This window comes from Marinomonas profundimaris, assembly GCF_000508165.1.
GTDB classification, from domain to species: domain Bacteria; phylum Pseudomonadota; class Gammaproteobacteria; order Pseudomonadales; family Marinomonadaceae; genus Marinomonas; species Marinomonas profundimaris.
This window is the reverse complement of record NZ_AYOZ01000061.1, coordinates 1-21,882: the sequence shown is the minus strand read 5'-3', so window position 1 is coordinate 21,882 and position 21,882 is coordinate 1. Positions and strand designations below refer to the sequence as shown.

Annotated in this window: 17 protein-coding genes and 3 tRNA genes; all 20 read right to left on the bottom strand. The window is 43.0% G+C overall.

Going from position 1 to position 21,882, the window contains the following annotated elements:
- Positions 1 to 187: 187 nt before the first annotated feature.
- The gene (locus D104_RS35425) at positions 188 to 1,768 is read right to left on the bottom strand and encodes a sensor domain-containing diguanylate cyclase (protein WP_024025425.1); all 1,581 of its coding nucleotides are present in this window, start codon (positions 1,766 to 1,768) and stop codon (positions 188 to 190) included.
- Between the two features lie 65 nt (positions 1,769 to 1,833).
- Positions 1,834 to 3,006, bottom strand: a complete 1,173-nt coding sequence (locus D104_RS35420) for an MFS transporter (RefSeq protein ID WP_024025424.1) — start codon at positions 3,004 to 3,006, stop codon at positions 1,834 to 1,836.
- A gap of 250 nt (positions 3,007 to 3,256) precedes the next feature.
- Positions 3,257 to 5,857: a heavy metal translocating P-type ATPase gene (locus tag D104_RS35415; protein ID WP_024025422.1), complete on the bottom strand. Its 2,601-nt coding sequence runs from the start codon at positions 5,855 to 5,857 to the stop codon at positions 3,257 to 3,259.
- A 5-nt stretch (positions 5,858 to 5,862) separates the two neighbouring features.
- Positions 5,863 to 6,288 carry a MerR family transcriptional regulator gene (locus tag D104_RS35410; protein WP_024025421.1) on the bottom strand — a complete coding sequence of 142 codons (426 nt, stop codon included), beginning with the start codon at positions 6,286 to 6,288 and terminating at the stop codon, positions 5,863 to 5,865.
- Positions 6,289 to 6,433: 145 nt separating this feature from the next.
- Entirely contained in the window at positions 6,434 to 7,723 is a 1,290-nt protein-coding gene (locus D104_RS35405; RefSeq protein ID WP_024025420.1) for an NAD(P)/FAD-dependent oxidoreductase, read from the bottom strand.
- A gap of 78 nt (positions 7,724 to 7,801) precedes the next feature.
- Positions 7,802 to 8,251, bottom strand: coding sequence for a YaiI/YqxD family protein (locus D104_RS35400; protein ID WP_024025419.1), 450 nt, complete (start codon positions 8,249 to 8,251; stop codon positions 7,802 to 7,804).
- Positions 8,252 to 8,372: 121 nt separating this feature from the next.
- The gene (locus D104_RS35395) at positions 8,373 to 10,022 is read right to left on the bottom strand and encodes an electron transfer flavoprotein-ubiquinone oxidoreductase (protein ID WP_024025418.1); all 1,650 of its coding nucleotides are present in this window, start codon (positions 10,020 to 10,022) and stop codon (positions 8,373 to 8,375) included.
- Positions 10,023 to 10,070: 48 nt separating this feature from the next.
- The gene (locus D104_RS35390; protein WP_024025417.1) at positions 10,071 to 11,840 is read right to left on the bottom strand and encodes an acyl-CoA dehydrogenase; all 1,770 of its coding nucleotides are present in this window, start codon (positions 11,838 to 11,840) and stop codon (positions 10,071 to 10,073) included.
- A 143-nt stretch (positions 11,841 to 11,983) separates the two neighbouring features.
- A complete protein-coding gene (locus tag D104_RS35385) occupies positions 11,984 to 13,051 on the bottom strand; it encodes an AraC family transcriptional regulator (RefSeq protein ID WP_031215349.1) in 1,068 nt (355 codons plus the stop codon).
- A 111-nt stretch (positions 13,052 to 13,162) separates the two neighbouring features.
- Positions 13,163 to 13,516, bottom strand: coding sequence for a hypothetical protein (locus D104_RS35380; protein ID WP_024025415.1), 354 nt, complete (start codon positions 13,514 to 13,516; stop codon positions 13,163 to 13,165).
- Between the two features lie 61 nt (positions 13,517 to 13,577).
- Positions 13,578 to 14,009, bottom strand: coding sequence for a cytochrome b562 (locus D104_RS35375; RefSeq protein WP_024025414.1), 432 nt, complete (start codon positions 14,007 to 14,009; stop codon positions 13,578 to 13,580).
- Positions 14,010 to 14,546: 537 nt separating this feature from the next.
- Complete coding sequence (locus D104_RS35365) at positions 14,547 to 16,991, bottom strand: Lon protease family protein (protein ID WP_024025412.1); 2,445 nt, start codon at positions 16,989 to 16,991, stop codon at positions 14,547 to 14,549.
- A gap of 208 nt (positions 16,992 to 17,199) precedes the next feature.
- Positions 17,200 to 18,012: a TatD family hydrolase gene (locus D104_RS35360; protein WP_024025411.1), complete on the bottom strand. Its 813-nt coding sequence runs from the start codon at positions 18,010 to 18,012 to the stop codon at positions 17,200 to 17,202.
- Between the two features lie 7 nt (positions 18,013 to 18,019).
- A complete protein-coding gene (holB, locus tag D104_RS35355) occupies positions 18,020 to 18,958 on the bottom strand; it encodes a DNA polymerase III subunit delta' (protein ID WP_024025410.1) in 939 nt (312 codons plus the stop codon).
- Positions 18,959 to 19,597, bottom strand: a complete 639-nt coding sequence (tmk, locus tag D104_RS35350; RefSeq protein ID WP_024025409.1) for a dTMP kinase — start codon at positions 19,595 to 19,597, stop codon at positions 18,959 to 18,961.
- Between the two features lie 12 nt (positions 19,598 to 19,609).
- On the bottom strand, positions 19,610 to 20,641 hold the full coding sequence (mltG, locus tag D104_RS35345; protein ID WP_024025408.1) for an endolytic transglycosylase MltG: 1,032 nt from the start codon (positions 20,639 to 20,641) through the stop codon (positions 19,610 to 19,612).
- Positions 20,628 to 21,455: an aminodeoxychorismate lyase gene (pabC, locus tag D104_RS35340; protein ID WP_024025407.1), complete on the bottom strand. Its 828-nt coding sequence runs from the start codon at positions 21,453 to 21,455 to the stop codon at positions 20,628 to 20,630. Before pabC ends, mltG begins: the two co-directional genes overlap by 14 nt.
- Before the next feature lie 48 nt (positions 21,456 to 21,503).
- Positions 21,504 to 21,579 (bottom strand) — tRNA-Glu (locus D104_RS35335).
- A gap of 18 nt (positions 21,580 to 21,597) precedes the next feature.
- Positions 21,598 to 21,672: transfer RNA gene (locus D104_RS35330), tRNA-Gly, on the bottom strand.
- Between the two features lie 58 nt (positions 21,673 to 21,730).
- Positions 21,731 to 21,806, bottom strand: a tRNA-Glu gene (locus D104_RS35325).
- Between the last annotated feature and the right edge of the window lie 76 nt (positions 21,807 to 21,882).

Below are 21,882 nucleotides of genomic sequence, written 5' to 3'. Positions count from 1 at the left end.
TTATAGAAGGCTTATTCACGCTTACTAATTCCGATAAATGTTATTATCGGAATTAGTAGTTTGTGGTGATTATCCACTTTAATGAATTAAATTTACTCTCCATGATTGCCTTGTGCTTGTTTGAATGTTCAAACGGTACGCGTACACCGTTATACCAAACCATGTACGCACACACCTTCATTCAGTTTTAAGCGACATCTTCTAGTGAACGCATTACACAACAATTCCGGCCTTGTTTCTTAGCCTGATAAAGCGCCTGATCCGCCAATGATAACGTTTTCTCAATAGAGATAGAATTTGCCGTCCAAGCCGATATGCCAATGGACGCCGTAACATGACCAACGGTTTCAAATGCTTCCTCAGCAATCGCCACACGTAAACGCTCAGCAATAATAAACGCATCTTCCACGGTGACGTCTTTCAATAACAGAACAAATTCTTCACCACCAGTTCTAGCAACCAAATCACCATCTCTGGAAAAAACCTGCAATATCTGTGTTTGCTGTTTTAAGACTTCATCACCAACACTGTGACCATATTCATCATTGATGCGTTTGAAGTAATCTATATCCAAAGCTAAAATCGCAAATGGCGTTTCCAGTAACGCCAATTGCTTGAGCTTATATTGAAATGCGCGGCGATTATTTGCGCCTGTTAAAGGGTCTGTGTCGGCATCACGTTTTAAATCACCAATTTGATTATGCAGAAGCTTCACACCACTTAACATGGCCTTTTTAAGACTAAAGCTTTCAACATACCAAGAGTCAATGCTTTCAATGTCGCTCGTAACGGTTGGGCTATCGAGTGATTTCGCTCTTTCAGCCAGTTGTTGAAGCGGTCGTGAGATTGCTCGCGCAAAGAGCCATATAAAAAGAAACACAGCCGATGCCATTGGCAGTGTTCGTAAAATCACCTTTTCCATAATGCCCGTTAATGGTAACAAGGTAGATTCTAAAGGGCTTTGAGTAATGACAATCCAATCCGTACTCGGAATACTTGAGTAACCCGCCAGCATTTCGATGCCCTTGCTATTTTTGAGTAACAAGCCCCCTTCTTTCTTACTGATAATTTCGTCGAGCCCGCTATTGCCATTAAGGAACGTGCCAATTCTCTCCTTTTGAGGGTGATACAAAATTTGCCTATTTTTATCGACAACATAAATATAAGAACCGTCTTTATAGTAATGCTCACCCAGAATTTGATTGAGAATATTAGGGGATTTTAAGTAAATACTGCCGCCCAAGAAACCCAAATAATTATGCTGCTTATCGAAAATTGGTGCCGAAATGAAGACAAGTAAGTTTTGGATGGTTGATACATAAGGTTTGCTAATAAGTGCCTTTTTTTCTTCTAATGCCTCTTTACTGCCAGCGGATTTTAACTGTTTGCCAACCAGGTCTAATGTTTCAGGTGATGCTGCCTGAGTTCTGCCTAATGCATCACTGATGACAACGGAGTTGAAACTGTCGGTTTGATATTTCAAACGATTCGCCTCATCCATTAAAAACGCATCGTTGTCCATCTGACTAGACACTTCATTCGCTGCATACGCAAGCTGCTGTTTCGATGATGATATAAACACTTCTGTTGTGTCAGAAAGCTTCTGAGCATAAGCCCGATTTACCTCTATCGCTTGAAAGATCAACTGTTCTTTTTGAACTTCATAATTTGAATAGAAGCTATTAATGAAGGTGATAATTGTGGCTGACAATGCCAAGAATAGAATCAAACGATTCAATTTTAAAAATTTGCTTTTAACGATTCCCAAAACAGCTTATCCCTTATACATGCACTGAAGCACCTTAGATAAATATGAAAGTGTTTATGTACTTATTAATTGAACACTTCTTCTTTACTCGCTATTGCTTTACGACGGTTAAGCCAAACCATGATCAAGGCGAAGAAAGATAACATCGCGGCCGCAGTAGGAATCCAATCAAAACTAAAGCCAATACTGATCACCAATCCACCTAACGCTGCGCCCAATGCATTCCCTAAGTTAAATGCACCGATATTAATGGAAGACGCTAAACCAGGTGCTTTATTAGCAATTTTCATCACCTGCATTTGCAATGGCGGCCCGCTGCCAAAAATCACCACGCCCCATAACAAGATGCTAACTCCCGCGCCAACGACGGTTGTTGCTGTAAATCGGAATAAGACTAAAACTAGAACCTGTAAGCCTAGGAAGACAAACAAAGCCAAATCAGGTGACTTATCCGTTACTTTGCCACTGATATAGTTGCCTAATGTGAACCCAATTCCAGTTAACGCTAACATGGTAGCAATCGCGTTATCCGAAGCTTGGGCTAACGTCTGCATAATTGGCGCAATATAGGTGTAAAGTGTGAACATGGAACCTGCGCACATAACGGTTGTCGCGAAAGCCCGTAACGCGGCCGGTTGCATAATGATTTTCAGCTCACTTCTCACATTAGGGCGCTCTGCCAAAGGCATCGCTGGCAGACTTCGACTAATGCCTATAATGGCAACCACACCCAACACAGCAGTAACCGCAAAAGATATACGCCAATCAAACGTTTGCCCCAACCAAGTAGTAATAGGAACGCCCACAATATTGGCGATGGTCAACCCCAAAAAGATAGACGCCACCGCGGATCCTTTTTTGTGATATGGGGCCAGATTCATGGCTACAACCGCACCAATACCAAAAAAAGCGCCGTGGGAAAGGCTGGTAACAATGCGAGAAAATAGAAAGGTTTCGTAATTGATTGATACAGCAGAAAGAACATTGCCCACGACAAAAATAACCATCAAGGCGAGTAACGAGGTCTTATGACTGTAGCGAGTGAGGAACAAAGTGATCAAAGGAGCACCGATCATTACACCCACAGCATACGCACTGATTAAAAGACCTGCAGCAGGAATGGATGCATTAACACCATCAGCAATAACGGGCAATAAACCCATAGGCATAAATTCTGTCGTTCCTAGCCCGAATGTACCAAGTGCAATGGCAAAAATACCCCATTGATAAGCAAGCATAAACGCTCCGAAGTTTGATGTATTAATAATGAAAAAATGTTTGTATGCTCAAAGCAAAAAAAACAAGCCACAGACAACCCTTGGCTTGTTTTTAGCGCTCATATATTACAACACTTACATTACAAATACTTACTCAAAAGAACGTAAAAACACGTCGCTTATTTTTTCTTATTTGGTTTCTTGCCTGACCACCAAAACCAATAGACAACAAACACAATAAGTATCAAGCCAAACACGTTTATGAGCGCGCTCATAGTTTTTCCTCCATCTTTCTTTCATCCGATGCAACGATACGAAACAATCTAAGTCTATTTGCATTAGTAACCACAGTAACGGAAGAGAGCGACATAGCGGCCCCAGCAATAACCGGACTCAATAACCAACCTGTGAAAGGGAACAATATTCCTGCTGCAAGCGGAATCCCTAAACTGTTGTAAGCAAAGGCGCCCCACAAGTTTTGTTTAATATTTCTTAGGGTTGCTTTACTGATCTGAATAACATCAGCCACGCCTTTTAAATCATTGTGAATGAGCGTTATGTCTGCACTTTCCATGGCAACATCGGTTCCTGCTCCCATAGCAAACCCCACATCAGCTTGAGCCAAAGCAGGCGCATCATTAATGCCATCCCCAATCATCCCTACAACCTCTCCTTTTGCTTGCAGTCGTTTAACCCAATCCAATTTATCATTGGGCATTAGTTGGGCATGATAATCCTGAATGCCAACCATCGACGCTACCAAAGCTGCCGTTTCTGGGTTATCTCCTGTCAACATAATGACTTCTAGGCCTTGTTTTCTAAAACTGGTGATTGCCGATTCAATGCCTTTTTTAATGGGGTCTTCAATATAATAAACAGCCAGAATAGCGCTCTCATCAGAAAAATACACTCGTGTAGCATTTTGGTGCTGCTGGCCGTTCATGTCGTCAAGGCTTAGTGAAATGCCCTTTTCTTTCATTAAGCGCTCATTACCCAGATAGTATCGAACACCATTAGTACGACCTTCGACACCTAACCCAATTAACGTCTTAAATTCAATAAGTTCGACAGTGTCGTCAGCGTCGAATTCTGTCTGGCAATGCGAGAGAAGCGCTTCCGCTAATGGGTGGTTTGCTCTCGACTCAAGTGCTGACACTATCTGTGCAATGTCAGTTGACTGAGCTCGATCAGCCAAAAGCTGACTTACTACTTTTGGCCGACCTTCTGTAATCGTTCCTGTTTTGTCTAACACAATAACCGTTAGCTCACTGGCACGCTGCAAAGCGTCACCATTACGAATCAGTCCACCATATTCAGCGGCTTTTCCGATACCAATCATGGTCGAGATCGGGGTTGCTAAGCCCAAGGCACAAGGGCACGCAATAATCAGCACGGATATAGTGGTAACTAACATGTATGAAAACACGGACTCAGTGCCTAGGTTGTACCAAGCAAGAGCCGTCAAAATAGCAATAATAATAACGCTCGGCACAAAGACAGAAGAGACCCTGTCTGCCATTACACTGATAGGAGGCTTAGAGTTTTGAGCTTTGCCAACCATACTGATAATCTGCGCCAACAAAGTGTCAGCTCCAATATGAGTGGCCTCAAACAACAAACTACCTTGCCCGTTTACTGTCCCTGCAGACAGCTTACTACCCATATTTTTTTCGATAGGCGCTGGCTCACCGGTTAACATAGATTCATTCACCGTAGATGAACCTTCCAATACATTGCCATCAACCGGTACCTTGTCACCTGATCGAACCCTGAGAACATCTCCTACATTAATATCGGATACAGATATTCGTGATTCTGTATCACCTTCGACTCTTATTGCCATTTTTGGCCTAAGGTCCAATAATCTATGTAAGGCTTTACTGGTCTTACGACGTGCGCGAAGTTCTAATGCTTGCCCCAGATTAATCAAACCAATAATCATGACAGATGCCTCAAAATACAGATGATTCGTATTATGGGGAAACCAATTCGGCATCAACACAACCAACATAGAGTAAAACCAAGCGCTGCCCGTTCCTAATGCAATAAGTAGGTCCATATTGGCCTGATGCGCCATAAATGCTTTCCAGGCGCCACGAAAATAATGCGTACCTGCTTGAACCATAACCCAAAGTGTCACAAGCCCAACGACAAGCCAGATCAACCTATCGGTGAGCGTGCTCACCATCATATTCCCTCCCATAACGCCATACAGCATTAATGGAATGCCAAGTCCTAATCCAAGTGCGGACGCTTTCGACTTTTCTCGATATTCGGCATGCTCTCTTTGGTCTCGCTCCGCTTCACTTTTTTCTGCATCAACAATTAGACTCGCGCCATAACCAACACCGATTACGGCTTTAATGATTGAATCTGGTAACCCCGTTGTCGATATTTGAGCCGTATGATTTGCAAAATTCACATCCGCAGAAATAACCTCTTTTGAATTTTGCAATGCCGTCTGTACCGTGTTAACACAACTTGCACAGGTCATACCTGAAATAGAAAATTGATAATGATTGGTCTTATCTGCATTGCCCTGATCAGTTTGTTGATTATCAGACTCATCAATACTGGCTAGCCCATTTTGTTCGGCATCCAAGCTATAATGAGCGCGCTCAATATTTCTTATGACACCAAGTGATTCATAGCCTGCTTCTTTGATGCTCGATTCAATCGATGATAACGGCAGATCAGAGGTAACCTCCAAACGCTGCTCTTTTGGTATCCCTTCTATTATCGCTTTAGGGCTTTTTTCTTGGATCAACCCACGTACTTTTGAAACACAACCTTGACACGACATTCCGGTTACATTGAGCTCTAACGTGACAAAGGCATGATTCACATCTGATTCTTGGTGTTCAGTCTTCATACTACTCACCTACTTTCTGTTGAATGTTGGGTTTCCCAGTCTTCTATTAAGCAACAAATAGAATGGCCATCGGGTGTGCCATCTGGCATTTCATTCCAAGCTGCCAATGCTTCTTCCATTTTTACTAGATGCGCCTGCAATGCGGCTATTTTCAATTTGGTTTCAGGAACTTTTTTTTGCAACAAATCTCGCACCATAGGGCATGGGGAATCGCCACTGTCTGATTGCTGAAAGATTTCTTCTATTTGCTTAAGGCTAAATCCAAGATCACTGGATTGACGAACAAAATGCAATCGCTGCAAACTCACACTATCGTAAAGATGATAGCCATTATTTGAGTCGCGTTTTGCATGGATCAAGCCCAATCGTGTGTAATGTCGAACCGTCTCTGGCGTCACGTTAGCTTTTTTAGCCAGCTCACTTACTCGCATAAAAACTCCTTTAAGAAATATACTCTATATTTAAAGTATAAAACCTATGTGTAACATGCAGGTCAAATATTTCATCACTTAATGTAAAGCAAAAAAAACCGAGATGGTTAAATCTCGGTTTTATCTCAGAACCCACTGTCACAAATCAATGTAGCTTTAGTTTTGGTTTCACTACCTTGCCAATTTTCTGCGCCGCCATAATGACCGTCGCCTTAAACCAGCCATGGATTGCAATAAGGTGAAGTCGATATAAGGACACGTATACGAAGCGAGCAATACGGCCTTCAATAAACATAGAGCCGCCCATCAGGTTCCCCATCAAATTACCAACGGTGCTGTAACGGCTCAGGTTCACTAAAGAACCGTAATCTTTGTAAGTGTATTCTTTCAAAGGCTCACTTAAAAACGACGCTTTAATGTTATCAAACACCAACGACGCCATTTGGTGTGCCGATTGTGCTCTAGGCGGAACAAACGAACCATCAGCCTGCTTGCATGCACAGCAATCGCCAATCACATATATGTTTTCGAACGAGGTCGTTTGCAATGTGCCTTTGACCAAAATTTGATTACTTCGCATTGTTTCGAAACCTTCTATTTTGGCGACAAAATCCGGTGCCTTAACACCCGCCGCCCAAATCATCAAATCTGCTTCAATGGTTTTCTCATCCGCGGTTTCAAAACCACCATCGTATGCGCGCACAACGCGAGTACTTTGGCTAACGGTAACGCCTAAGCGAATCAATTCTTTTGTCGCCAATGCCGCAATGCGATCAGGTAAAGCGGGCAATATCCTCGGACCTGCTTCAATGAGTTGAACATGGACTCGTTTTCCAGACATTTCAGGCATGCCATACGCTTTGAGCATATCCGCAACATGGAATAACTCAGCGGACAATTCAACCCCCGTTGCGCCACCACCTACGATGGCCAATTTCAGTTTAGACTCAGTACCTTCCTGATGAACTCGTAGAAACTGATTTAACAGTGCCTGCTGGAAACGTTCCGCTTGTTTATGTGAATCTAGGAAGTAACAATGATCAGACACACCAGGCGTACCAAAATCATTACTGACACTGCCAACGGCCATAATCAAAATATCATAAGAAATAGTTCGTTCAGGTAAAACAACGTGTCCCATGTCATCAGACAAAGAGTCCAACGTGAGTGTGCGTTGCTCAGGGTTAACACCCATTAGCGTTCCCAATTGAAACTGGTAATGATGCTTGGCGGCATGCGCCCTGTAATTCAAACCATCATTATTGATATCCAATGAGCCTGTTGCCACTTCATGAAGCAAAGGCTTCCAGATGTGTGTTTGACTTCTATCGATCAACACAACGTCTGCTTTGCGTTTCTTACCAAACGCATGGCCGAGCTTAGTCACTAACTCCAAGCCACCTGCGCCACCGCCAACAACAACGATTTTTTTCATATGAACTCACCTATAAATATTGAATAATCTGGGAAATATTCCGTGAATACTTTCCAGATTCAACAATAGTGGAAAAGACTAACGCACTCTTTGTGCTAATAATTTATCCAATGTATTCGCGAACGCCATACGATCTTGTTGATTAAACGTCGCAGGTCCACCCGTTTGCACTCCAGAAGAACGCATCTGATCCATAAAGTCACGCATACTGAGTCTCTGTTTGATATTTTCTTTGGTATAGAGCTCGCCACGAGGATTAATGGCTAAAGCGCCTTTGTCGATCACATCGGAAGCGAGAGGGATGTCTGCAGTAATCACTAAGTCTTGAGTATCGATATTATCGACAATGTAATTGTCTGCAACATCAAATCCAGAGCTCACCACGCGACGCTCAATCCATTTAGAAGGCGGAATAGCAATGGCTTGATTAGCCACAAGGATACATGGAATTTCAACACGTTCGGCAGCACGAAAGAGAATGGTTTTAATCACATTAGGACAGGCGTCAGCATCAACCCATAAACGCATAGTTTTCCCCTTTTTTGTAGGGCTCCATTATTAAACAGGCGAAGGGTTAAATCCAGTAACGAATTACAACAAACGGAACACGCATTGGTGATCCGCTTGCTAACAGAGAATGGCGATATGATTACATATTAGGGTAATTCGGTCCGCCAGCGCCCTCAGGTGTTACCCAAGTTATATTTTGCGCAGGGTCTTTAATGTCACACGTTTTACAGTGAATACAATTTTGTGAATTTATCTGAAAAATAGATTCATTATTGGACTCGACAATTTCATATACGCCGGCAGGGCAATATCGCTGAGCAGGCTCATCAAACTTCATCAAATTACTTTGCACTGGAATATTCGGATCTTTCAGCTGCAAATGGCAAGGCTGGTCTTCTTCATGGTTGGTGTTCGATAAAAAAACAGAAGACAGCTTATCAAAGCTTAATAACCCATCCGGCTTTTTGTATTCAGGCGCAACATGTTTTTCTGCCAACTCCAAACACGCATAATCTGGCGTCATATCATTAAAAGTAAATGGCAAAGCGCCCGAAAAAATATTTTGGTCTAGCCAATTATAAGCGCCACCCCAGAAAGTCCCTAACTTATGCATAACGGGTACAAAGTTACGTGCCTGCTGTAACTCCTTTCCAAGCCAAGAATTGCGCAGTGCGTCATTAAATTGATGCAATTCTGCTGGTGGCGTTTCCATCTGCAATGCATCAAAAATAGTGTCTGCCGCTAAAATACCGCTTTTCATGGCCGTATGAGTGCCTTTGATTTTCGCAGGGTTTAACGTACCTGCATCACAACCAATGACCAAACCACCAGGAAAACTCATTTTAGGTAACGATGCCCAGCCGCCCTTCGCAATGGCTCGAGCACCATATGAAACACGTTTTGCACCTTTCAAATGTTGAGCGATTAACGGATGATGTTTGTATTTTTGAAATTCGTCATAAGGGCTTAAATAGGGGTTTTTGTAATTCAAATCAACAATTAGTCCAACCACCACTTGGTTATTTTCTAAGTGGTACAAAAAGCCACCACCGCCCGCTTCATTACCCAAAGGCCAGCCAGCAGTATGAATCACAGCGCCTGGTTTACTCTGCGCTTCAGGCACATCCCATAACTCTTTAATTCCTAAGCCGTAGTGTTGAGGCGCTTTGTCTTTATCCAGTTCAAAATGAGACATCAACTCTTTGCCTAAATGCCCTCGACAACCTTCTGCGAAAACGGTGTATTTTGCTTTCAAAAGCATGCCAGGCATAAAACCGTCTTTTTCGGTTCCGTTTTCAGCCACACCCATATCGCCCGTGATGATACCTTCAACATTACCATCACTGTCGTAAGAGAGATGCGCAGCCGAAAAACCAGGAAAAACTTCTACACCAAGTTCTTCAGCTTGCTCGGCAAGCCATCGACTGAGATTTCCAAGACTGATGATATAATTGCCGTCGTTATGCAACGTTTTCGGTACCATCCAATGGCTCAATGATCTGGCATTTTTCTCAGAGCCCAACCAAAATAATTCATCGCTATTTACTTGAGTTGTGAGAGGTGCGCCCTTTTCTTTCCAATCTGGAAACAATTCTGCGAGCGCTATTTGATCCACCACGGCACCAGATAAAATATGCGCACCTACTTCGGATCCTTTTTCAACCAAGCAAACGCTGATTTCTTTTTCTTCTGCTTGCGCTCTCTGCATGATGCGACACGCCGCTGATAGTCCTGCTGGACCACCACCTACCACCACAACATCAAATTCCATTACTTCTCTGTCTGTCATACTGCCTCCCAAATACGGGCATGTCTTATTATTTTAGCGATATTCTATTCATCGATTGAATGCATTTTTGTTTAGTTTGTCAACAGTTGTCTTTCCAAACATAATCGAATGAGAGTGACCAAACGCACGAGACAAAATATGGTCACAATAGAAATCCACCGAGCAAGACCAAGACGCTTTTTCATCGACGCCCATCGTATCACTCTGTAAACTTTCATGTTGTGCACGAATTTGCAGCCAAGCACCAACTAAATAGCCGATTAACATCATGTAATCATACGCCAGACCCGTACCAAGTACCGAATCCGATTTCATACTTGCGAGGCACGCTTCTGTCGCTTTCTTTGCCTGTTCTACTATAACCAGTGTCTTAGTCGCATTTTCATTCTGAGCAGTCTGCGCGATTGATTTTAACTCGACTTCAATCTCAGCAAGTAATTTCGTCATCTCAGAACCGTTATCTGAATGCAATTTACGACCAATTAAATCGATCGCTTGAATACCATTAGTTCCTTCATAGATGGGAAGAATACGTGCGTCACGAGCATGTTGAGCCACGCCCGTTTCCTCAATGAATCCCATGCCGCCATGAACTTGAACCGCGAGTGACGTTATTTCTTGAGCTTGCTCAGTAATCCACCCTTTAACAATAGGTGTGTACAAAGCCGTTCGTGCAATCGACTGTTTCTTTTGTTCGCCGGTTGATAAATGCGATAAATCATTTTCCACAGCCGCCACATAGATCAAGGAACGCATGGCATCAATTTGAGACTTCATAGTCATCAGCATTCGTAATACATCAGGGTGCTCGATGATAGCCGCACGCTCAGTACGAGCCGCGTTCATGCCTTGTTTACGTTCTTTTGCGTATTCTAACGCCTGCTGATACGCACGTTCAGAAATGGCCAAACCCTGTAAACCAACGCCTTGTCGTGCGTTGTTCATCATGGTAAACATGGCTTTGATACCTTCATTCTCCTGACCAACAAGGTAACCGAGGGCGCCGTCATTATCACCAAAGCTCATAACACAAGTAGGCGACGCATGAATGCCCATTTTATGTTCGACCGACACTACCTGAACATCATTTCGTTCAGCTGGCTCGCCGTCATCATTCAAAATGAATTTGGGTACGATAAATAAAGAAATGCCTTTAACGCCTTCCGGCGCATTAGGTAAACGAGCCAACACCAAATGAATGATATTGTCGCTCATTTGGTGGTCGCCCCAAGTGATAAATATTTTTTGACCTTTAATTCGAAACGCATCACCCTCTGGTGTGGCCTTACATGCAATCGCAGCAAGATCAGAACCGGCATTAGGTTCTGTTAAGTTCATTGTGCCGGCCCATTCACCTGCCAGCATTTTTGGAAGGTAAAGGCTTTTTAGTTCATCACTTGCGTGAAGGCTAATGGCCTCAATGGCACCAAGACTTAACAATGGACACAGGGAAAACGCTAGATTGGCAGCTTGGACGCCTTCATTTACCGCGGTTGCGATATAGGAAGGTAGTCCTTGACCACCATATTGAGGGTCACCAGAAAGGCCAATCCAACCGCCTTCTGAATAGGCTTTAAATGCTTCTTTAAAGCCTTTAGCTTCGATGACTTCGCCATTTTCAACACGCGAGCCTTCTTTATCTCCGGACGCGTTGATGGGCGCAATAACTTGTTCAGATAGCTTTCCAGCTTCGCCCAGAATGGCGTCTAACAAATCATTGTCAATCGGGTCTTCAAGGTAAGGTGTTACGCGCTCGATACGAGCAACAGACTGTAAGCTAAATAAAATATCTTTGATTGGGTATTGGTATTCGCTCATTTTTTTATTCTCCGAATTGGTTATCCGAGCGGATGTATACCTATAGCATGTAAAAATGAGCCAAATCACTCAATAACAATTCAGACCTATATTTATGACAAATACAATCAGAGCTCGAAAAAATATAGTCCAAAACCTAAAGATCATGAGCGTTTCATCGTCTTGCCAAATTTCAGATATTCCTCACTTTTTCGATATTCACCCGGCGTCATTCCTGTCCATTTTTTAAAAGAACGAAAAAATGCACTTGGCTCGTCAAACCCCATTAACGCCGCGATGTCATTGATGCTCAGCTGAGGCGCATTCATATAAGTAATGGCTGCCTCTTTTCGACAATCGTCTTTAATGTGCTGATAGGAGGTTTTTTCATCGTTTAAGCGTCGTCGTAACGTCGACACGCTCATGTTAAGTGCGCTGGCGACCTCCTCTGCACTTGGCATTTCTCGGGAAAAATCCTTTCCTAACATTGCCATCACTTGAGATTTAAGACTGTTGTCATTTTCAACCATAACGAGCAATTGATAAGGTGCGGTTTTCAAGAACCCTCGCAAACCGTCTTCCGTTTGAACAATAGGCATGTCCAAATAACTGGCCGGAAATACCAATGCGTTCGCGTGCTGATTAAATTTTACCTCTGATTGAAATAACGTTTTATAGTATTCAACGTCGTCTGGTCGTTCACTTGTAAAGTACGCGGCTTTCAAATTCAGTCGGCGACCAATTAACCAACAAATAAAGTGGTGCCACATAGAAAGTGTGGTTCTTAATTGTTCCTTCGATTCCGGCTCTACTAACGCATCTATGCCTTCCTCGGACGAATCCAAAGGCGCAAAGGTCACCATGGCAAATCGCCCTTTTTTAATAAGCACCGGCTTAACCGTTGGCCCACGGCAAATTTCGTAAAAATCACTGCAACGGTACAAGGCATGGGAAAGGCTTCTTGCATGAATGATACAAAGGCACATCATCCTGAACGTGCCATTTGGCACCTTACCACCGCTGAGCATACCAAAAGATTCATCTTGCATTAGCCACATGATTTTTTGATACAACATTCCATATCGATACGCAGGAAATGATTCGCTCTTTTCTATTTCATCTTGTGTGATTTCTAAACTGTCTAATACAGCCTGACGATCAAGACCTTGACCTTCGACGGCTTTTAAAAGATAGCGAACACTAGACATCGGAACAGAAGCTTTCACATGCATCACCTTATATAACGGAATTAATACTTTTATTTTACGGTGTTTTTCGAACATAAAAAAAGGCTGCAGATGCAGCCTTTTTTATTTTACATTTATTCGCTTAAGTTTCTTCAATTACTTTTCTTCAGTAAAGGCAGACAATAATTCATCAAGCGATAGGTCTTCGCTTTCTGTATCAATATTGTTGGCCATTTCCAATGCTTCCGCTTGCTCTGCTTTTTCATCGACAGGCTTAACAAAAACAAAGCGGCGTGGACGACCAGAAACAGGTGTTGCATCTTTTTCAGGAAGTAATCCTAATCTTTCAAGCTTTTTGTGCGCTTGTTCTTTGCGCTCCTTGGATTTCTTTGTTGCAAAACGGCGAGTAGATGACGCTTTTCGAGCTTTATTTTGCTCTTTCATCTGCTCTTTTGAACCAGTTTTTCCAAGTTTTCCACGCATACTACGCGATTTTTTAGAACGAGCCATAATATCCTCTCTTTATCGCGCGCATTGTAGCAGTGAATTCACGCTAGGTCATCCAGCAGCACTAGCAATTTGCTTTAAAAGAACCGTGCCCAAGCTTTCTTTGAGCGCCGATCTGACCAAACAAGCTTTTCACTTGAGTCATATCGTCAGACTCCAGTGCTTTCTCTAATTTCTCAAGTATAACGATCGTGTCATCGACGACTTTTATGTATTCAGCTTTTTGCTCTTCTAGCTTATTTCCTTGAAGCTTCTCAGCACTGAATTTATACGGTATTTCATTACGTGATTTTTTGAAGTAAGAAATCACAGTATCCACTCGATGTGACGCCGATGTGTTATTGCCTGACTTCACATCTGATGACAGTAAGCCAATTTCACTTTTAATGCTTTCCATGTACCCGTTCAATGCAGTGTCATCACACGATTCACTTGCAAACACAGCAGAAGAATAAGAAATAGAGATAATCGTAGCCGCAAGAAGACCCTTATTCATACAAAACACCCTTTATATCCAAATCACTTACGCAGTGACTAAGTTGATCATTTCAAACAATGAGGTTTAAAATAGCATGCTCTCTAAAAAATACACCTTATAAATTGTAAGCTTTTTTGATGTATTAAATCTTGTTGTGTTATTTTTCTGCGCAGAGACGTAAAAATACACTGACAGTTATACGTTGATATAAAATGAGTTAACCATTTGCAACTTTGGAGTCAATCATTCCACACTTTAAACACATGCTCTCAATCCTACTGTTACTGACCTTGAGCAACTTAACGCTCGCGGAATGCGGTGATTTCGATGCAAAACAAGCGGCAGATAAAAGTGCACAAAAATACATGGGCGGGAAAACATTTAAAAGCGCGTTAATTTTAAAAAGACATTTACCGAGTAAACGAAAAGAGGTCGCCAGCTATGTTTATGTCAAAGCAGACGACCTCTATTACACTGTGTACTCTTTAGTGAACTCTAAATGTAAATCTGAAATCATCAAAAGAACAAATGGAAAACATTAATAACCAATACACGTTATTTTTTCGATTTTTCTGTGCTTTTTTCTAATTCAGAGTCAGACTCTCCTGATTCCTCATCATCTTCCTCTTCGCCCAGCATAGAAATTTCTTCTAAACGCTCAATGACTTTTGCCGATACAGTGCCTTCAGGGTACTCCCCTTCGTCATTCGCCACACCTGGCTCCATCCCTGTCAATAAATGCAACGCTTCGTCAGCTGTCGATATGGCATACACATGAAACTTTCCAGCCTTAACTGCTTCAATAATATCGTCGTTCAGCATCAAATTAATTGCGTTTGATTTTGGAATGATAACGCCTTGGGTTCCTGTTAACCCTCGCGCGTTACACACATTGAAGAAGCCTTCGATTTTTTCATTGACACCGCCAATCGCTTGAATCTCGCCGTATTGGTTTAAAGACCCTGTGATCGCCAAATCTTGACGCAACGGAACTTGAATCAATGCAGACAACAAACAGCAAAGCTCGGCGGTTGACGCGCTATCGCCATCGATATAACCGTAGCTTTGCTCCATCGCAATAGACGCCGAAATGTCCAATGGAAAGCGTTGAGCATATTTATTGCCAAGATAACCAGACAAGATCAACACCCCTTTCGAGTGGATGTTCTGGCCTAAATTGGATTCGCGCTCAATGTCTATAATGCCTTTTCCACCGGGATACACCGTGGTTGAGATTCGAGCTGGCGCGCCAAAACTACTGTCGCCAATTTGCATAACGGTTAACCCATTAATCTTACCAACGGCAAAACCTTCGCTCTCTAATAAGACGGTGCCTTCAATAATTTCTTCAATGATTTTTTCACTGACACGACCCGTGCGATGTTTTTTTGCTTTTAAAGCGCGCGCGATATGATCAGCCGTGATTTCGCTGTCTTTGGCCATTTCACGAACAAAGTCCGCCTCGCCCAACAACTCAAACACATCGCCAATTTTCGCGGCCATTTCTCGCTGATGCTCCGCCAAACGGCTGCTGTACTCAATCAACGCAGCGACACCATCACGAGTAACATTTGCATACTCTTCTTTAGCTACTCGATCTTTCATAAGGCGAGCAAAAGACAATTCCGCTTCTTTTGTGCGTTTTAATGTGTCATCAAAATCAACAAGAACACGAAACATTTCCTGAAAATCAGGATCCGCATCTTGCAGTAAGTAATAAATATCACGTGCGCCAATCAACACCACTTTCACCTGTAATGGCAAATCTTGCGGTGAGAGTGTCATGGTGTTCATCAGCCCCATATCGGCATAAGGATGCTCAATCTTGATCGTCTTGCTTTTTAACGCACGCTTTAGTGCCTCCCACAGATAATGATCCGTTAGCAGCTTTTCAGCGTCTAAAATCAAATATCCGCCGTTAGCCGCATGCAGACTACCAGAGCGAATCAAGCGGTAACTGGTTACCAGCATACCTTGGTCACTGCTGTGCTCGACTTGACCAAATAAATTACGGTACGTTGGATGAGGCTCATAAATGACGGGCTGGCCACCATCCGCCTCATGAGTGATCGCGATGTTTGGTAAATACAATTCTTCATAGAGTTGTCGACGACCAATTTCATCACGATTTTCAGAGGCTTTGTCGTCTGCCATTTGATCAATGATAGTTTTATCTAGGTCTTCTCTCAAGGCGATAAGATGTGCCGTGATTTCCACGTTGTCTTTATACTTTTCAAACAACATTGACATCAATGGGTCTAACGCTTCATTGACTGTGTCTAGGTTTAATTGGCGAATTTTGTCATACGTTGCACGTTTCCATTGCGGAAGCCCCAGCAACTCTTCGTTGAGCAAACCTTCTAAAGTCGAAACGCCTTCTTGGAAAGTGTCACGTTCATCGTCGGTTAAAGCGGCAAATTCATTTTCTTCTAAGGCCTTTCCATCTTTCATCGGAGCAAAACTAACCGATGAGGCATCACGGAACATGGCCACACCAATTTTGCCTGATACGCGCTCCACTTTATTTATTGCTGTTTCGTATTGATCGTTAAAAGCACGATCTATCACGCTTTTTTGCTGCTGGTAAGACGGGTTTTCAAACGCGGCTGGAAATGTAGCCATCAGTCCGTCAATCAACGCACGAATTTCTTTTTCGAATTCAGACGCCAAACCAGGTGGAAACTCGATCGCTTTAGGGCGATGACTTTCCGTGAAATTATTAATATAAGCCCATTCATTGGGAGCAGAACGACGTTTAGCCTCGCTTTTAAGGTAGCTCATCACGTAGGACGAACGACCTGTACCAGAATCTCCCATGGTGAAAATATTGTAACCAGGGCGCTGCATAGCAACGCCAAACTGAATGGCTTCAACCGCTCGCTCTTGGCCCAAAATGCCACTAAGTGGTTCGATATCATGTAATGTATTGAAAGTCAGGTGGTCATCAGGCACTTTGGCGGAAAGTGCTTGGTACGGTAATGAGGTAACCAAGTTGGACATCGATGGGCTTCCTTATTGTCTAACAAGCCGCGCTAAATGCGGCTTGTGAAAGAAGAAGACTCTTCTTTCGAATATTTTAAATAAATACAATGCGTTGAGACTAACACTCCGTTTTCACTTCGACTATATGGAAGCTGAAATATCCTCAACATTCACGCACTTCAATGCGCACGTGCAATTTTCACAATAAAAAATTGTGCGCGTTACTTCAGTGTGGCGCCGTCAGTTCAAGCTGATTTTTGGGGTTTGCTTTTGAAAAAACGCGATGGAAGTTCGCTGCCGTTGCCTCTAATAAAGCTTCGTAACGAATGCCTTTCAAATCAGCCACATATTGAGCAACTTCTGAGACGTACTTTGGCTCATTTTTCTTACCGCGATAAGGTACCGGCGCAAGATAAGGCGCATCCGTTTCCACAATCAAAGACTCCAAAGGTAACTTACGAACCGTTTCCTTAAGATCTTCAGCGGTTTTGAATGTCACAATACCTGAAATAGAAATCAAATAGTTTTCATCTAACGCGGCTTTTGCCATGTCATAATCTTCCGTAAAACAATGCAACACACCAGCTGTATCCGGGTTTCCGTACTGCTTAATCAGAGACAGAGTGTCTTGCTTTGCGCTCCGAGTGTGTACGATAACGGGCAAACCAAGCGCCCCGGCCGCTTGAAGATGATGCATAAAGCTGATTTTCTGCTCTTCATGGGCTTCTTGTGACGCTTCGTAGAAATAATCCAACCCAGTTTCACCAATAGCAATCACGTTAGGATTGGCCGCGTATTGGCGCAATAAAGAGTCGTCCTGAACCAAGCCGTCACTTTGTAATGGATGAACGCCACAGCTTGCATAAACGCCATTTCGCTTTGTGAAGCCTAATATTGTATCCATCTTGTTTAGATCGACAGAAATACTGAGCAACTGCCTAACCCCTTGTTGATACGCCGCATCAATGGCCGCATTTATATCATTGTTGTAGGGCGCTAGATCCAGCATATCCAGATGGCAATGGGTGTCAATTAACATAGTTGGTTTACCACTGATTCAATTCATGTGTGAGTTGCATTATGGGGTTTAAATTTGTTTTTTTAAGGTCTGACTTGAGTTTCTGTAAAGATTGATAACGCAACATGAGCAATTGAATGCCCTGTCGAGCCATTAATGTGGCATAAATAGCCTGCAACGCCTCGTCTAATGGCGCACCAGTGGAATGACAAATACATTGATGTAAAATTGCCGCGAGTCCATTGCAAAAATCGTCAATATTATTGCTGTCTATTCCCTTTAGCATTTCACTAATGGACCCACTCCCTGTCAACATCGCCGACAATTGATCGGGCAAAGCGGCATACATTTTTGTTTTTCCCTGCTGCTGAATGGACAGTAAACGAAAAGGCTGTGTGGTTAACCAAAAAAGCGAACTCAATTCTTGATGCTCTGGATACTGCAGCAACCAATCCTTAACATCATCAACAGTAGGCGTTGGTACATTAACCAAAAGACATCGACTTCTAATGGTTGGTAAAAGACTTGTAGATTGAGAGCTTGTGAGTACAAAATAGGTTCGATCAGCGGGCTCTTCCAATGCTTTTAGCACCGCATTCGCCGCATTAACGTTCATTGCTTGCGCATGTGTGATCAACACGACTTTATTCTGACCAACTTGTGGCTTTTGGTTAATTTGACGTACCAACAGACGCACTTGGTCGACCTTAATGCTGGCCGCCTCACCATCTAATACTCGAAAGTCGGGGTGCGTGTCTGCTCGCATAAGTTGACAAGAGTGACACTCCTTGCAGGCGGCAGCTTGATTACTTTCACACATCAAGTCTTTTACCATTTCACGCGCAAGCTGTTCTTGCCCTACGCCATCCGCACCTGTAATTAATAAGGCGTGAGACAAGCGATTTGTCTGCTTGAGCACTTGAACTTGGCGTAAACAAGGAATCAACCAATGAGCAATTGTTGTCATTTATACATCACCCGACCAAGCCGTGTTTAATTGCATCAACTGGTCTTCAATTTGCTTTTGCACTGCATCAAGAGACAAACTGGCATCAATCACTTTCACACGATCAGGCTCGGCCATTGCGCGCTCAAGGAATCCATCACGAACTTTTTGATGAAACACCGCAGACTCTTTATCCAGGCGATCTTGTTGTTGACGCTGAACAACACGCTCTTGCCCCAACTCGACCGGAACATCTAGGACTAAGGTAGCATCAGGTTTATTTTCACCGACTACCCAGCTTGCTAGCAGATCTAACATTTGAACATTCCCGCCGCGCGCCTTTCCTTGATAGACATAGCTCGAGTCCAGAAAACGATCACTGATCACCCATGTACCTTGATCTAAAGCGGGCTGGATTTTTTCTGCGAGATGCTGAGCTCTGGCGGCAAACACCAATAACAGTTCCGCAACATCATTCACCGGCTCTTCTCTCGACGTCAATATCAACTCGCGTATTTCTTCCGCCAGCGGCGTTCCACCCGGCTCACGTGTCAAAATATAGGGAATGCGATGTGACTCTAACCACTGACGAATAAACTGAATCGCCGTCGTCTTACCACTGCCTTCCCCCCCTTCGAGCGAAATGAATTTACCTTTCATACTGACATCCTTCTATTTCGCACTGTCTGGGGTCGAGCGATAATCTTCTCGACGTTTAAACTGAAATTGTCTTACCGCCCGGTTATGCTCTCGTAAGCTATTAGAAAAAGCATGCGTACCGTCACCTTTCGCCACAAAATACAGCGCTTTGGTTTGCTCTGGATTTAGCGCAGCCTCTATGGCTTCTCGACCCACATTTGCAATCGGTGTTGGTGGCAAACCGAAAAAGCGGTATGTATTGTATGGCGACGTACTCTGCAATCCTTTACGTGTTAAATTGCCTGTATAGTCACTTCCCAATCCATAAATAACCGTTGGGTCCGTTTGTAAACGCATGCCTTTTTTAAGTCGACTAATAAAGACTTGAGCGATCAAAGGACGTTCTTCTGGCACACCGGTTTCCTTTTCAATAATCGACGCCATTATTAACGCCTCATAAGATGATTGATAAGGCAAGTCTGCGGCTTTACTTAACCACAACTCATTCAAGGTTTTGGTCATTAACTCGTTGGCATGCTTCAAAATACTCACATCCGTGTCACCTTCATGGTAACGGTAAGTATTGGCAAAGAATTGACCTTCTGGATGAGAGACATCAAGTCCTATTCTTTTTACCAAATCTTCATTTGAAGCATTCAATAAGGTCATGGTTATATTGCCCCGCGCTTCCATCGCAGATAAATAATCTCGTGTTGTTTTACCCTCTAGCAAGGTAATAGAATAAAAAATGGATTTTCCAGAATCAAACAGCGCCATGATATCCAGTAAATTCATCTCAGGATTAATCGCGTACTTGCCTACTTTCGGAACCCACTCAGGGTTCAGTTTCGAAACAACACGCGTAAGAAACGGGTATTCAATTAACCCTCTATCATTCAATTTTTTACCCAAACTATAAGAGGTATCCCCCGCGCGGACTTCTACGGTATCAATTGTCGCCAATGTAATCGGCGAAGTAATTGAATGATACAGATAGCCTGCCACAATGGCCGATAAAGACACTAACAAAACAGCAACACGAAAAAACCACTTAATAAACGCCATGCATATCCTTAGCTCGCATTAAAATTTGAATTTTCCGGGTGTGAACACCAATCGGAAAAGAGGTTCCAGCAATATTTGTCACAGGTACAACCCTCAATAAACTGTTAGTAATAAACACTTCATCCGCTGCCATGAGCTCAGACAAAGAAAAGTGACCAATTTGAACAGTGTAGTCCTGTTGATTCTCTATAATGGCCTTCCGATACGTCCCCTGCACACCGGCAACTTCTAATGAGGGTGTATAAAAAATGCCTTGTTTCGACCAAAAAATATTACTCTGAATGCATTCCACCACATTTTTTTCGCCGTCCAGCATGATCGCTTCAAAGTCTTCTTCTTGAAGGTATTGTTTCGCCAAGACATTTTCCAATCGATTCAAATGCTTAATACCGGATAGAAAACGATTACTGTTGACTGAAATGGGTGAAATGGAGAGTGAAACACCGTTTTTACGATGCATTTGATAATCTGGTGCAGGAAGAATGCCGATTATAATGGAATGTATACATTGATCAGGTGCTGCATACCCTCTCCCCCCTTCTCCTCGACTGACCATGATCTTCACCACAGATTCCTCATCGATCAAAGGTAAAATTTGTATGTGCAAAAAATCATAAAGGATTTGTTTTTGCTCTAACGAAAATGGCATACCCAGCTTAGATAGCCCACGATAAAGTCGAAACAGGTGATCATTGATTTGAAAAAAACAGGTTGGAATGACACGAATGGTTTCGAAAACACCATCACCGTACGCCAGACTTCGATCAGCAACGGAAATTAGATTGTCTAATCGATAATTGACGAACCAAGTCATGGCTAAACACTCAAAAAATAAGGTTCGCTATGATAGCGTAAAAAAGGATGGCGTCCCATAGGGGGTTCGAACCCCTGTTACCGCCGTGAAAGGGCGGTGTCCTAGACCTCTAGACGAATGGGACATATCAAAAACTAGATATTGGAGCGGGAAACGAGGCTCGAACTCGCGACCCCAGCCTTGGCAAGGTTGTGATCCACCACTGAGCTATTCCCGCATTACAAAATTGCTCTATTCTACTTAAGCAATTCTTTACCTTATGAATAAGGTAAAAGTGGCGTCCCATAGGGGGTTCGAACCCCTGTTGCCGCCGTGAAAGGGCGGTGTCCTAGGCCGCGAGACGAATGGGACATAAACTTTTGCATTTTTCTAACTTACACTTTCTGCACGACACAATAAAAAGTGGCGTCCCATAGGGGGTTCGAAC

Excerpts from the sequence above, each read along its gene's own strand:
- D104_RS35420 (WP_024025424.1), bottom strand. The coding sequence starts at position 3,006 with ATGCTTGCTTATCAATGGGGTATTTTTGCCATTGCACTTGGTACATTC.
- D104_RS35415 (WP_024025422.1), bottom strand. The coding sequence starts at position 5,857 with ATGAAGACTGAACACCAAGAATCAGATGTGAATCATGCCTTTGTCACG.
- D104_RS35410 (WP_024025421.1), bottom strand. The coding sequence starts at position 6,288 with ATGCGAGTAAGTGAGCTGGCTAAAAAAGCTAACGTGACGCCAGAGACG.
- D104_RS35405 (WP_024025420.1), bottom strand. The coding sequence starts at position 7,723 with ATGAAAAAAATCGTTGTTGTTGGCGGTGGCGCAGGTGGCTTGGAGTTA.
- D104_RS35400 (WP_024025419.1), bottom strand. The coding sequence starts at position 8,251 with ATGCGTTTATGGGTTGATGCTGACGCCTGTCCTAATGTGATTAAAACC.
- D104_RS35395 (WP_024025418.1), bottom strand. The coding sequence starts at position 10,022 with ATGACAGACAGAGAAGTAATGGAATTTGATGTTGTGGTGGTAGGTGGT.
- D104_RS35390 (WP_024025417.1), bottom strand. The coding sequence starts at position 11,840 with ATGAGCGAATACCAATACCCAATCAAAGATATTTTATTTAGCTTACAG.
- D104_RS35385 (WP_031215349.1), bottom strand. The coding sequence starts at position 13,051 with ATGCATGTGAAAGCTTCTGTTCCGATGTCTAGTGTTCGCTATCTTTTA.
- D104_RS35380 (WP_024025415.1), bottom strand. The coding sequence starts at position 13,516 with ATGGCTCGTTCTAAAAAATCGCGTAGTATGCGTGGAAAACTTGGAAAA.
- D104_RS35375 (WP_024025414.1), bottom strand. The coding sequence starts at position 14,009 with ATGAATAAGGGTCTTCTTGCGGCTACGATTATCTCTATTTCTTATTCT.
- D104_RS35365 (WP_024025412.1), bottom strand. The coding sequence starts at position 16,991 with ATGTCCAACTTGGTTACCTCATTACCGTACCAAGCACTTTCCGCCAAA.
- D104_RS35360 (WP_024025411.1), bottom strand. The coding sequence starts at position 18,012 with ATGTTAATTGACACCCATTGCCATCTGGATATGCTGGATCTAGCGCCC.
- holB (WP_024025410.1), bottom strand. The coding sequence starts at position 18,958 with ATGACAACAATTGCTCATTGGTTGATTCCTTGTTTACGCCAAGTTCAA.
- tmk (WP_024025409.1), bottom strand. The coding sequence starts at position 19,597 with ATGAAAGGTAAATTCATTTCGCTCGAAGGGGGGGAAGGCAGTGGTAAG.
- mltG (WP_024025408.1), bottom strand. The coding sequence starts at position 20,641 with ATGGCGTTTATTAAGTGGTTTTTTCGTGTTGCTGTTTTGTTAGTGTCT.
- pabC (WP_024025407.1), bottom strand. The coding sequence starts at position 21,455 with ATGACTTGGTTCGTCAATTATCGATTAGACAATCTAATTTCCGTTGCT.